The organism is Streptomyces sp. NPDC003016 (assembly GCF_053591455.1).
Map to the genome: position 1 here is coordinate 64,476 of NZ_JBSFTV010000031.1, position 11,978 is coordinate 76,453.

At 71.5% G+C, this 11,978-nt stretch carries 11 protein-coding genes; 7 read left to right on the forward strand and 4 right to left on the reverse strand.

Annotated elements, in window-relative coordinates:
• Positions 1-2 precede the first annotated feature (2 nt).
• The 7 genes from nusA (at position 3) to ACWDZ4_RS25170 (ending at position 7,740) form a co-directional block, all read left to right on the forward strand.
• Positions 3-998: a transcription termination factor NusA gene (nusA, locus tag ACWDZ4_RS25140; protein ID WP_344499744.1), complete on the forward strand. Its 996-nt coding sequence runs from the start codon at positions 3-5 to the stop codon at positions 996-998.
• 75 nt (positions 999-1,073) lie between these two features.
• Positions 1,074-1,352 carry a YlxR family protein gene (locus ACWDZ4_RS25145; protein ID WP_451510646.1) on the forward strand — a complete coding sequence of 93 codons (279 nt, stop codon included), beginning with the start codon at positions 1,074-1,076 and terminating at the stop codon, positions 1,350-1,352.
• Positions 1,353-1,499: 147 nt separating this feature from the next.
• Complete coding sequence (gene infB, locus ACWDZ4_RS25150; RefSeq protein WP_451510647.1) at positions 1,500-4,646, forward strand: translation initiation factor IF-2; 3,147 nt, start codon at positions 1,500-1,502, stop codon at positions 4,644-4,646.
• Between the two features lie 145 nt (positions 4,647-4,791).
• On the forward strand, positions 4,792-5,085 hold the full coding sequence (locus ACWDZ4_RS25155) for a DUF503 domain-containing protein (protein ID WP_344499739.1): 294 nt from the start codon (positions 4,792-4,794) through the stop codon (positions 5,083-5,085).
• 27 nt (positions 5,086-5,112) lie between these two features.
• On the forward strand, positions 5,113-5,571 hold the full coding sequence (gene rbfA / locus ACWDZ4_RS25160; protein WP_451510648.1) for a 30S ribosome-binding factor RbfA: 459 nt from the start codon (positions 5,113-5,115) through the stop codon (positions 5,569-5,571).
• A complete protein-coding gene (truB, locus tag ACWDZ4_RS25165; RefSeq protein WP_451510649.1) occupies positions 5,568-6,470 on the forward strand; it encodes a tRNA pseudouridine(55) synthase TruB in 903 nt (300 codons plus the stop codon). Before rbfA ends, truB begins: the two co-directional genes overlap by 4 nt.
• A 316-nt stretch (positions 6,471-6,786) precedes the next feature.
• Entirely contained in the window at positions 6,787-7,740 is a 954-nt protein-coding gene (locus ACWDZ4_RS25170; RefSeq protein ID WP_451510650.1) for a bifunctional riboflavin kinase/FAD synthetase, read from the forward strand.
• A 28-nt stretch (positions 7,741-7,768) separates the two neighbouring features.
• On the opposite strand, the gene ACWDZ4_RS25175 is transcribed toward ACWDZ4_RS25170, so the two are convergent.
• The 4 genes from ACWDZ4_RS25175 to ACWDZ4_RS25190 form a co-directional block, all read right to left on the reverse strand.
• The gene (locus ACWDZ4_RS25175; protein ID WP_451510651.1) at positions 7,769-8,782 is read right to left on the reverse strand and encodes an ABC transporter ATP-binding protein; all 1,014 of its coding nucleotides are present in this window, start codon (positions 8,780-8,782) and stop codon (positions 7,769-7,771) included.
• A gap of 223 nt (positions 8,783-9,005) precedes the next feature.
• Positions 9,006-9,998 (reverse strand): ABC transporter ATP-binding protein, encoded by a 993-nt coding sequence (locus ACWDZ4_RS25180; RefSeq protein ID WP_451510652.1) that lies wholly within the window; start codon positions 9,996-9,998, stop codon positions 9,006-9,008.
• Entirely contained in the window at positions 9,995-10,909 is a 915-nt protein-coding gene (locus ACWDZ4_RS25185) for an ABC transporter permease (protein ID WP_451510653.1), read from the reverse strand. The genes ACWDZ4_RS25180 and ACWDZ4_RS25185 overlap by 4 nt, the downstream gene beginning before the upstream one ends.
• Positions 10,906-11,976: an ABC transporter permease gene (locus ACWDZ4_RS25190; RefSeq protein WP_451510654.1), complete on the reverse strand. Its 1,071-nt coding sequence runs from the start codon at positions 11,974-11,976 to the stop codon at positions 10,906-10,908. The genes ACWDZ4_RS25185 and ACWDZ4_RS25190 overlap by 4 nt, the downstream gene beginning before the upstream one ends.
• Positions 11,977-11,978 lie beyond the last annotated feature (2 nt).

The window sequence follows — 11,978 nt, forward strand, 5'->3', positions numbered from 1 at the left end:
CCATGGACATCGACGTAAAGCTCCTGAAGGGCTTGGCGAAAGAAAAGGAGATCTCCTTCGACCTCTTGGTCGAGGCGATCGAATCGGCCCTCCTCATCGCGTACCACCGCACCGAGGGAAGCCACCGCCGCGCGCGCGTGGAGCTCAATCGCGAGACCGGGCACGTGACGGTCTGGGCGAAGGAGGACCCGGCGGATCTCGAAGAGGGTCAGGAGCCCAAGGAGTTCGACGACACCCCGTCCGACTTCGGAAGGATCGCGGCGAGCACCGCCAAGCAGGTCATCCTCCAGCGTCTGCGTGACGCCGAGGACGACCGGACCTTCGGCGAGTACGCCGGCCACGAGGGCGATGTCGTCACGGGCGTCGTGCAGCAGGGCAGGGACCCCAAGAACGTCCTGGTCGACCTCGGCAAGCTGGAAGCCATCCTGCCCGTGCAGGAGCAGGTGCCCGGCGAGGAGTACACGCACGGTCTGCGGCTGCGGTCGTACGTCGTACGGGTGGCCAAGGGAATGCGCGGCCCGTCCGTGACGTTGTCGCGTACGCACCCCAACCTGGTGAAGCAGCTCTTCGCCCTGGAGGTGCCGGAGATCGCGGACGGCTCGGTCGTCATCGAGGCCATCGCCCGCGAGGCCGGCCACCGCTCCAAGATCGCCGTACGGTCGACGCGGTCGGGTCTGAACCCCAAGGGCGCCTGCATCGGCCCGATGGGCGGACGTGTGCGCAACGTCATGGCCGAGCTGCACGGCGAGAAGATCGACATCGTGGACTGGTCGGACGACCCGGCCGAGATGGTGGCCAACGCGCTGTCGCCCGCACGGGTCAGCAAGGTCGAGGTCGTGGACATGGCGACCCGGTCCGCCCGCGTCACCGTGCCCGACTACCAGCTCTCGCTGGCCATCGGCAAGGAGGGCCAGAACGCCCGCCTCGCGGCCCGGCTGACCGGCTGGCGCATCGACATCCGCCCCGACACCGAGCAGCCCTCGGACGACCGGGACTGAGCCAGGTTTCACGACGACAACCGTTCGATTTTTGCCCCGAGGGGGTGAGGTCGCTGCGGGGAGGTAGACTTCATAGTGTCTGGCCGGACGCATGCCCGCGTATGCCCTGAGCGAACCTGTGTGGGATGCCGGGAGCGAGCGGCCAAGAGCGAACTGCTGCGCATCGTGGTGGTCGAGGGTGAGTGTGCCCCCGATCCTCGCGGTACGCTGCCCGGCCGGGGTGCGTACGTTCACCCCGCCCCTGCCTGTCTCGCTCTGGCGGTCCGCCGCCGGGCGTTTCCCCGGGCCTTTCGGGGCCGGGCACCGCTCGACACAACGGCGCTGAGCCAGTTTGTCGAGCAGGCAACACCGTAAGAACAGAACGGCACGGATAACCGTGCGGTCAGGTACCTCGCGAGTTGGAAGTAGGTCGAGATTGCGATGAGCACTCGATGAGTACGCGATGAGTACGCCCATGAAGTAGCGACGGTCCGGCGGTAACCCGGACCTCAAAGGAGCGAAGTGGCAAAGGTCCGGGTATACGAACTCGCCAAGGAGTTCGGTGTGGAGAGCAAGGTCGTCATGGCCAAGCTCCAAGAACTTGGTGAATTCGTCCGCTCGGCGTCCTCGACTATCGAGGCGCCGGTTGTACGCAAACTGACTGACGCACTGCAGGGTCCCGGCGGCAACGCCGGCAAGTCCGCAGCCAAGCCGGGCGCGCCGCGTAAGGCGACGCCCGCAAAGCCGTCCCCGACGGCCCCCTCGTCCGCGCCTTCCCCGGCGCAGGCAGCACGTCCCGGCGCCCCGAAGCCCGGCGCCCCGGCCCCCAAGCCGGCCGCGGCCGAGGCTCCGAAGAGCGCCCCGGCGGCGTCCGCGCCGTCCGGTGCCCCGCGTCCGGGCCCGAAGCCCGCACCGGCCAAGCCCGCTCCGGCGGCGCCGGTCCCCGCGGCGGAGTTCTCCGCGCCCGAGCCGGCCCAGCAGACTGCCCCCGCGCAGCCGCAGCAGGCCCCGCGTCCCGCGGGCGCCACCCCCGGCCCTCGTCCCGCCCGTCCGGCCCCGGCCGGTCAGCGTGACGGTGGCCAGCGCGACGGCGGTCAGCGTGACGACCGCCGTGGTGGCGAGCGTCCCGCCCGTCCCGGCGGCCAGCAGGCCCCGCGTCCGGGCGGTGCCCGTCCCGCGGGTCCGCGTCCGGGCAACAACCCGTTCACCTCCGGCGGCTCCACCGGCATGGCGCGCCCCCAGACGCCCCGTCCCGGCGGCGCACCCCGTCCGGGTGGCGGCGCCGGTGCTCCGGCACCCGGTGGCGCTCCGCGCCCGCAGGGCGGTCCCGGCGGCGCTCCGCGTCCGCAGGGCCAGGGCGGCGCACGTCCGACCCCCGGTGGCATGCCCCGTCCGCAGGGCGGCGCCCCGCGTCCGGGCGGTGCCCCCGGCGGTAACCGTCCGAACCCCGGCATGATGCCGCAGCGTCCTGCTGCCGGTACTCCCCGTCCCGGCGGCGGTCCCGGCGGCGGCCGCGGTCCCGGCGGCCCCGGTGGCCGTCCGGCCGGCGGTGGCGGCGGTCGTCCCGGTGGCGGCTTCGCGGGCCGTCCGGCCGGTCCCGGTGGCGGCGGCGGCGGCGGCTTCGCCGGCCGTCCCGGTGGTCCCGGCGGCGGTGGCGGCGCGGGCCGTCCCGGTGGTGGCGGCGGCTTCGGCGGTCGTCCCGGCTTCGGTGGACGTCCCGGCGGTCCCGGTGCCCGTGGTGGCACGCAGGGTGCGTTCGGCCGTCCCGGCGGGCCCGCTCGCCGCGGCCGTAAGTCGAAGAGGCAGAGGCGCCAGGAGTACGAGGCCATGCAGGCCCCGTCCGTGGGCGGCGTGATGCTGCCTCGCGGCAACGGACAGACCGTCCGCCTGTCGCGCGGTGCCTCGCTCACCGACTTCGCCGAGAAGATCAACGCCAACCCGGCGTCGCTCGTCGGCGTGATGATGAACCTCGGCGAGATGGTCACTGCCACGCAGTCCGTCTCCGACGAGACGCTCAGGCTGCTCGCGGACGAGATGAACTTCGTCCTCGAGATCGTCAGCCCGGAGGAGGAGGACCGCGAGCTCCTCGAGTCCTTCTCCATCGAGTTCGGCGAGGACGAGGGCGGCGAGGAAATGCTCGTCTCCCGTCCGCCGGTCGTGACCGTCATGGGTCACGTCGACCACGGCAAGACCCGACTGCTGGACGCGATCCGCAAGACGAACGTCGTTGCGGGCGAGGCCGGCGGTATTACGCAGCACATCGGTGCGTACCAGGTCGCCACCGAGGTCAACGGTGAAGAGCGCGCCATCACCTTCATCGACACCCCCGGTCACGAGGCGTTCACCGCCATGCGTGCCCGTGGTGCGAAGTCCACCGACATCGCGATCCTCGTGGTCGCGGCGAACGACGGTGTGATGCCGCAGACGATCGAGGCGCTGAACCACGCCAAGGCGGCCGACGTGCCGATCGTGGTCGCGGTCAACAAGATCGACGTCGAGGGCGCCGACCCGACCAAGGTGCGCGGTCAGCTCACCGAGTTCGGTCTGGTGGCCGAGGAGTACGGCGGCGACACGATGTTCGTCGACATCTCCGCCAAGCAGGAGCTGAACATCGATCAGCTGCTGGAGGCCGTGGTCCTGACCGCGGACGCTTCGCTCGACCTCAGGGCGAACGCGGAGATGGACGCGCAGGGTATCGCGATCGAGGCCCACCTCGACCGCGGTCGCGGCGCCGTCGCCACCGTGCTCGTCCAGCGCGGAACGCTCCGCGTCGGTGACACGATGGTCGCCGGTGACGCGTACGGCCGAGTCCGGGCGATGCTCGACGACCACGGCAACAACGTCGAGGAAGCGGGTCCGTCGACCCCCGTCCTGGTCCTGGGTCTCACCAACGTCCCCGGCGCCGGCGACAACTTCCTGGTCGTCGACGAGGACCGTACGGCCCGCCAGATCGCCGAGAAGCGTGCGGCGCGCGAGCGCAACGCGGCCTTCGCCAAGCGCACCCGCCGGGTGTCCCTCGAGGACCTCGACCAGGTGCTCAAGGCCGGTCTGGTCCAGGACCTCAACATCATCATCAAGGGCGACGCGTCCGGTTCGGTGGAGGCTCTCGAGTCCTCGCTGCTCCAGCTCGACGTCGGCGAAGAGGTGGAGATCCGGGTCCTGCACCGCGGTGTGGGTGCGGTCACCGAGTCCGACATCGACCTGGCGATGGGCTCCGACGCCATCGTCATCGGCTTCAACGTCCGAGCTGCCGGCCGCGCCGCGCAGATGGCGGACCGCGAGGGCGTCGACGTCCGGTACTACTCGGTCATCTACCAGGCGATCGAAGAGATCGAAGCGGCCCTCAAGGGCATGCTCAAGCCGGAGTACGAAGAGGTCGAGCTCGGCACGGCGGAGATCCGCGAGATCTTCCGCTCGTCCAAGCTGGGCAACATCGCCGGTGTCCTGGTCCGCTCGGGCGAGGTCAAGCGCAACACCAAGGCGCGCCTCATCCGCGACGGCAAGGTCATCGCCGAGGACCTCAACATCCAGGGTCTGCGCCGCTTCAAGGACGACGTCACCGAGATCCGCGAAGGCTTCGAGGGCGGTATCAACCTCGGAAACTTCAACGACATCAAGATCGACGACGTCATCGCGACGTACGAGATGCGCGAGAAGCCGCGCGGCTGAGCCGTGTAGCCACGCAGTGCAGTCGGGGCCGCTCGGCGGAGATTATTTCCGTCGAGCGGCCCCGGCCGTTGCGTGTACGGTTCTTGTGTCCCTGCCAAGTGGTTGGCGGGGCACGACCCCGAACCGGCGGGACATCCGGACACACATGTATGTGGGGACACTGTCCTTCGACCTGCTCCTCGGCGACGTACGGTCGCTGAAGGAGAAGCGCTCCGTAGTACGCCCGATCGTCGCCGAACTGCACCGCAAATTCGCAGTGAGCGTGGCGGAAGTCGGCGACCAGGATGTCCATCGCAGAGTCGAGATCGGCGTGGCGGTGGTCTCGGGGGACACGGGGCATCTCACAGACGTACTGGACCGGTGCGAGCGCATGGTCGCCGCCCGGCCCGAGGTGGAGCTGCTGTCGGTGAGACGGCGGCTGCACAGTGACGAAGACTGACGTTCAGCAGAAAGAGGAGACGGACCGGTGACCGACAAAGCGCGAGCCCGCAAGCTGGCCGATCGCATCCAGGTCGTGGTCGCGGAGACCCTGGACCGGCGAATCAAGGATCCGCGACTGGGGTTCGTGACCATCACGGACGCCCGGGTCACCGGTGACCTGCGGGAGGCCACGGTCTTCTACACGGTCTACGGCGACGACGAAGCGCGCGCCGCCTCGGCCGCCGCATTGGAGAGCGCCAAGGGCGTCCTGCGTTCCGAGGTCGGCCGGCAGACCGGGGTGCGTCACACGCCGTCGCTGACGTTCGTCGCGGACGCCCTGCCGGACACCGCGCGCACGATCGAGGACCTCCTCGACAAGGCGCGCGCCAAGGACGCCGAGGTGCGCCAGGTCTCCACGGGCAAGACGTACGCCGGCGACGCCGACCCGTACCGCAAGCCCGAGGACGACGACGAGGACGAGGACGAGGGCGAAACCGCGGAATGAAGCAGCGCACCACCACGACGCCGGACGGCCTTGTCATCGTCGACAAGCCGTCCGGCTTCACTTCGCACGACGTCGTCGCCAAGATGCGCGGGATCGCCAGGACCCGCCGCGTCGGCCACGCGGGCACGCTCGACCCCATGGCGACGGGCGTTCTCGTCCTCGGCGTCGAGAAGGCCACGAAACTCCTCGGCCATCTCGCACTGACCGAGAAGGAGTACCTCGGCACGATCCGGCTCGGCCAGACCACGGTCACCGACGACGCGGAGGGCGAGATCACCACGTCCACCGACGCGTCCGGCGTGACCAGGGAGGGCATCGGCGCGGGCGTCGCCGAGCTGACCGGCGCCATCATGCAGGTGCCGTCCAAGGTCAGCGCCATCAAGATCAACGGCAAGCGGTCGTACTCGCGGGTGCGCGAGGGCGAGGAGTTCGAGATCCCGGCCCGGCCGGTGACCGTCTCGTCCTTCCAGGTGTACGACGTGCGCGAGGCGGTGGCCGAGGACGGGACGCCCGTCGTCGACCTCGTCGTCTCCGTGGTCTGCTCCTCCGGTACGTACATCCGCGCCCTCGCCCGTGACCTCGGCGCGGGACTCGGCGTCGGCGGGCACCTGACCGCGCTGCGCCGGACCCGGGTCGGCCCGTACGGGCTCGACGCGGCGAAGACGCTGGAGCAGCTCCAGGAGGAGCTCACGGTCATGCCGATCGCCGACGCGGCGGCCGCCGCGTTCGCGCGCTGGGACGTGGACGAGCGGCGCGCGGGCCTGGTGGCCAACGGTGTACGGCTCGACATGCCGGCGTACGACACCAGCCCGGTCGCGGTCTTCGGGCCCGAGGGGCGTTTCCTCGCGCTCGTCGAGGAGAGCCGGGGCAAGGCGAAGAGCCTCGCCGTATTCGCCTGACGCGTTCGCCTGACGTATTCGCCCGGCGCGTCGAAGTCACCGTGGAGCGGCCCGCCCGAGGGCCGGCCGCTCCACGATCCCCCTTGAAAGACCTCTGTCCACTTCACCCCGTCGATTCACCCACTTGGGCGGGCGCTCGGAGTGACTGGCGGGCGCACAAGGGGGCGCTTTCGATGTCCGCCGGGCGGTCGGGGGCCTGGTGAGCCCCATGCCGATGCGAGCCGGGAGCTGTGGGCATGGCAGTCTTAGACCTGCGTAATCGGCAGTCCCACGTACACAGGTTCGGGTTCGAGTTCGGACGAGGAGAGCGGTCACAGTGCAGCGCTGGCGTGGCTTGGAGGACATCCCCCAGGACTGGGGACGCAGCGTCGTCACCATCGGCTCCTACGACGGAGTGCACCGCGGACACCAGCTGATCATCGGCCGCGCGGTGGAGCGCGCCCGCGAGCTGGGCGTGCCCTCGGTCGTCGTCACCTTCGATCCGCACCCGAGCGAGGTCGTGCGCCCCGGCAGCCACCCCCCGCTGCTCGCCCCGCACCACCGTCGGGCGGAGCTGATCGCGGAGCTGGGCGTGGACGCGCTGCTGATCCTGCCCTTCACCCAGGTGTTCTCGAAGCTCTCGCCGGCCGACTTCATCGTGAAGGTGCTGGTCGACAGGTTGCGCGCGCGGACGGTCATCGAGGGCCCCAACTTCCGTTTCGGCCACCGGGCGGCGGGCGACGTGGCCTTCCTGGCCGAGCTCGGCCGGACGTACGACTACGAGGTCGAGGTCGTCGACCTGTACGTGACCGGGCGGGCGGGCGGCGGCGAGCCGTTCTCCTCCACGCTGACCCGGCGGCTGGTCGCCGAGGGCGACGTCGAAGGCGCCGCGGAGATCCTGGGCCGGCCGCACCGCGTCGAGGGCGTCGTGGTGCGCGGGGCGCAGCGCGGCCGTGAACTCGGCTACCCGACGGCGAACGTCGAGACGCTGCCGCACACCGCGATCCCCGCCGACGGCGTGTACGCGGGCTGGCTGACCGCGGAGGACGAGAAGATGCCCGCCGCGATCTCGGTCGGCACGAACCCGCAGTTCGACGGCACGGAGCGGACGGTGGAGGCGTACGCCATCGACCGCGTGGGCCTCGATCTGTACGGGCTGCACGTCGCCGTCGACTTCCTCGCGTACGTACGCGGCCAGGAGAAGTTCGGCTCGATCGAGGCGCTGCTGGAAGCCATCGGGGCCGACGTGAAGCGCTCGCGCGAACTCATCGAGGCGTACGCCGCCCAGTAGCCCCGGAGCTCGGCAGGCCCTGCGGGCTTCAGGCGCCGGCGGCCTCCGTCTCCGCCGTCTCCCCGGCGCGGGCGGCCGCCCAGTGGCAGGCGACCTGGGCCTCCTCGCCGCCGCTCAGGACCGGCAGGAGCGTCGTACGGCAGTCGGCGGCGACGCCGGTGCGCTCGGCCTCGCCCGAGGCGAGCACCTGGCAGCGGACGTGGAAGCGGCAGCCGCCGGGGACGCGGGACGGGTCCGGGGGCTCGCCGGTGAGCACGACCGGTTCCGCGCCGGACTCCGGGAGTACGGACAACAGGGCCCGGGTGTAGGGGTGCTGAGGGTCCGTCAGGACTTTTTCGGCGGGTCCCGTCTCCACGATCCGGCCCAGGTACATCACCGCCACCCGGTCCGCGATGTTCCAGGCGAGACCGAGGTCGTGGGTCACGACGAGTGCGGAGAGCCCGAGTTGGTCGCGCAACGACAGCAGGAGGGCCAGGATCTCCCCCCGTACGGACGCGTCGAGGGAGGCCACCGGCTCGTCGGCGACGATGAGTTCGGGGTCGAGGACGAGTGCGCCCGCGATGACGACGCGCTGGCGCTGGCCGCCGGAGAGCTCGTGCGGGTAGCGCAGGAAGAACCGCTCGGGCGGTCGCAGCCCGGCGCGCGCGAGGGCCCCGGCGACGGCCTCGCGCTCGTCCCCCGCGTAACCGTGGATGCGCAGGCCCTCCGCCACGGCGTCGTACACCGTGTGCCGCGGATTGAGCGAGCCGCTGGGGTCCTGGAGCACCAGCTGGACGCGCTTGCGGTACGCCTTCAGGGAGCGTGAGGCGTAGTCGAGGGGCTCGCCGCCGAAGGTGACATGGCCCGAGGTGGGCGGGACCAGGCCGAGCAGCGAACGGGCGAGCGTGGTCTTGCCGCATCCGGACTCGCCGACGAGCGCGACGATCTCGCCGGGGCGGATGTCGAGGTCGACGCCGTCGACGGCGCGGGCGGTCGCCGCGCCGCGCCGCCCGGGGAAGGCGACGTGCAGTCCGGCGGCGGAGAGGAGGGGCTCGGTGCTCATGTCTGGCTCCGGTGTGGTGGTGGGACGGAGGACGGGGCGCGGGGCCGGTGCCGCTGCGCGGGGCTTTCCGCGAACCGATCCTTCCCGGACCGGGGCTCCGCCCTGGGCCCCGGTCCTCGATCGCCGGAGGGCTGGAGGGCTTGCCCCCGAGTTTCGGGAAGGGGCGGGCCGGGGAACAGGCCCCGCGCAGCGGCAGGCGGCGCCGGCCCCGGGGCAACCCTGCTCACGCCGGCGGCGGTTCCGGTACCGTCACCTGCGCCGGTACCGCCCCCACCCGCACGCAGGCCGCCCGCCGCCCGGCCCCCGACTCCCGCAGTGTCTGGTCCTCCGTGGCGCACAGGTCCAGCGCGACCGGGCAGCGCGGGTGGAACGTACAGCCGGTGGGCAGCGCGGACGGATCCGGTGGATCGCCCGGCAGGCCGCGCGGGGCCCGGCGGGAGGCCGGGTCGCCGATGCGCGGGAACGCCGCCGAGAGGGCCAGGCCGTACGGATGCCGCGCATCGGTGAAGACCTGGTCCGCCGGGCCCTCCTCGACGACCCTCCCGGCGTACATCACCGCGAGCCGGTCGCACGTGTCGGCCAGCACCGACAGGTCGTGACTGATCATCAGCAGGCTGATGTCCTGGTCGGCGACCAACTGCTCGATCAGCCGCAGGATCTGCGCCTGGACCATCACGTCCAGCGCCGTCGTCGGCTCGTCCGCGACGATCAGCCGCGGATCGCAGGCCAGCGCCATCGCGATCATCACGCGCTGCCGCTGCCCGCCCGACAGCTCGTGCGGATACGCGTCGGCGCGCGCGGCCGGCAGCCCCACCTGCTCCAGGAGCTCGACGGCCCGTCTGCGCGCGGCCGCCGGAGTGGACTTGCGGTGCAGCAGGACCGGCTCGGCGATCTGTTCCCCGACGCGGTGCACGGCGTTCAGCGAATGCATGGCGCCCTGGAAGACGATCGAGGCCCCCGCCCACCGTACGGCCCGCAGCCTGCCCCACTTCATGGTGAGGACGTCCTCGCCGTCGAGCAGGACCTCACCGCTGAGCCGGGCCGACGCGGGCAGCAGCCGCAGCAGCGCCAGCGCCAGCGTCGACTTGCCGCAGCCGGACTCGCCCGCGATGCCGAGCTTCTGGCCGGCGGACAGCGTCAGGTCCACACCGCGTACGGCGCGCGTCCCGGCGCCGTACGTGACGTGCAGGTCCTTCACTTCGAGCAGCACGCTCATCGGGCGGACACCCCCAGCTTCGGGTTGAGCACGGACTCGACCGCGCGTCCGCACAGGGTGAACGCCAGCGCGACGAGCGCGATGGCGATGCCGGGCGGCGCCAGGTACCACCAGTGCCCGGACGACACCGCGCCCGCCTCCCGCGCGTCCTGGAGCATGCCGCCCCACGAGACGACGTCCGGATCGCCGAGGCCGAGGAAGGCGAGCGTCGCCTCGGTCAGGATGGCGTTGGAGATGCCGAGCGTGGTCTGGGCGAGTACCAGCGGCATGACGTTGGGCAGGACGTGCCGGATCATGATGTGCCCGTGGCCGCCGCCGAGCGCCGTCGCCCGCTCGATGTACGGACGCGACTCGACGGCCAGCGTCTGCGCCCGCACCAGCCGGGCCGTCGTCGGCCAGGTGGTGACGCCGATCGCCAGGATCACCGTCCACACGCTGCGCGACATCACCGTGGCCAGCACGATCGCCAGCACCAGCGTCGGCATCACCAGGAACCAGTCGGTGATCCGCATGACCACGGTCGAGAACCAGCCGCCGAAGTGCCCGGCGACGATGCCCACGAGCGTACCGATGGCCACGGACAGCGCGGCCGCCATCAGCCCCACGGTCAGTGAGATGCGGGCGCCCCAGACCAGCAGCCCGAGCAGCGAGCGTCCGAACTGGTCGGTCCCGAGCGGGAACTCACCGCTCGGCGACTCCAGGGCCGACCCGGGGGCGTTCGTCACGCTCTGCACGTCGCCGCCGGTGAGCAGCGGCGCGGCGAGCGCGACCAGCGCGATCACGGCCAGGGCGCCGAGCCCGAAGAGCCCCGCCCGGTGCGTGCGGTACGCACGCCAGAACCGGGCCACGGAGTGGCGGCGCCGCACCCACGCGAGGGACGAGGCGGTCTGGGCGGGAGGCGTAGTGGTCATCGGCCCACCCGGGGGTCGAGCAGCGGATAGAGCAGGTCGGCGAGGAGGTTCATCACGATCATCGCTCCGGCGAAGACGACGAAGAGCCCCTGCACCAGCGGCAGGTCGGGCACGCTCAGCGCCTGGTAGAAGAGACCGCCGAGCCCCGGCCAGGAGAAGACCGTCTCGACGAGGATCGAACCGGCCGCCACGTGGCCCAGGTTGATGAAGACCATGGTGACGGTCGGCAGCAGGGCGTTCGGTACGGCGTGACGGCGCCGCACCAGGTCGTCGCGCAGCCCCTTCGCGCGCGCCGTCGTCAGATAGTCGCTGCCCATCTCGTCGAGCAGCGAGGACCGCATGACCAGCAGCGTCTGCGCGTACCCGACCGCGACCAGGGTGAGCACGGGCAGCACCATGTGGTGCGCGACATCGGCGACGTACGCGAAACCGGACGCGTCGCCCGACTCCATGCCGCCCGTCGGGAACACGCCGGGGACCGGGCCGATACCCACCGAGAAGGTGATGATCAGCAGCAGACCGAGCCAGAACGACGGCACGGACCACAGGGTGAGGGCCACCCCGGTGCTGACCTTGTCGCCCAGCCCGCCGTGGTGCCACGCGGAGCGGGTGCCGAGCCACAGGCCGAGGACGGAGTAGATGACGACGGCGACGCCGGTCAGCAGCAGGGTCGCGGGCACCTTCTCGGCGATCAGTTCGCCGACCGGCGCGTGGAACTGGTACGAGGTGCCGAAGTCGCCGCTCAGCGCCTTGGCGCAGTAGTCCGTGAACTGCTGCCACACCGGCAGGTCCAGGCCGAACTGGCGGCGGAGCGAGGCGAGTTGCTCGGCGGAGACCTGACGGCCGTGCGTCATGGTGCGCACCGGGTCGCCGGGGATGATCCGGAAGAGGAAGAAGCTGGTGACGAGGACGGCGAAGATCGAGACGGCCGCACCGCCCAGCTTTCCCGCGACGTACAGCAGGTAGGCGCGGGCGGAGCGGGCGCGGGGGCCGGACGGCCCGGACTTCACCAAGGCCGGGCCGTCGGCGGTGCCCTCCGCGAGGGGGGCGGTGCTTGCAGTGCTCATGG

What these genes read in the sequence shown, in the direction of transcription:
- nusA (WP_344499744.1), top strand. Translation starts at nt 3, where the DNA reads ATGGACATCGACGTAAAGCTCCTGAAGGGCTTGGCGAAAGAAAAGGAG.
- ACWDZ4_RS25155 (WP_344499739.1), top strand. Translation starts at nt 4,792, where the DNA reads ATGTATGTGGGGACACTGTCCTTCGACCTGCTCCTCGGCGACGTACGG.
- truB (WP_451510649.1), top strand. Translation starts at nt 5,568, where the DNA reads ATGAAGCAGCGCACCACCACGACGCCGGACGGCCTTGTCATCGTCGAC.
- ACWDZ4_RS25175 (WP_451510651.1), bottom strand. Translation starts at nt 8,782, where the DNA reads ATGAGCACCGAGCCCCTCCTCTCCGCCGCCGGACTGCACGTCGCCTTC.
- ACWDZ4_RS25180 (WP_451510652.1), bottom strand. Translation starts at nt 9,998, where the DNA reads ATGAGCGTGCTGCTCGAAGTGAAGGACCTGCACGTCACGTACGGCGCC.
- ACWDZ4_RS25185 (WP_451510653.1), bottom strand. Translation starts at nt 10,909, where the DNA reads ATGACCACTACGCCTCCCGCCCAGACCGCCTCGTCCCTCGCGTGGGTG.
- ACWDZ4_RS25190 (WP_451510654.1), bottom strand. Translation starts at nt 11,976, where the DNA reads ATGAGCACTGCAAGCACCGCCCCCCTCGCGGAGGGCACCGCCGACGGC.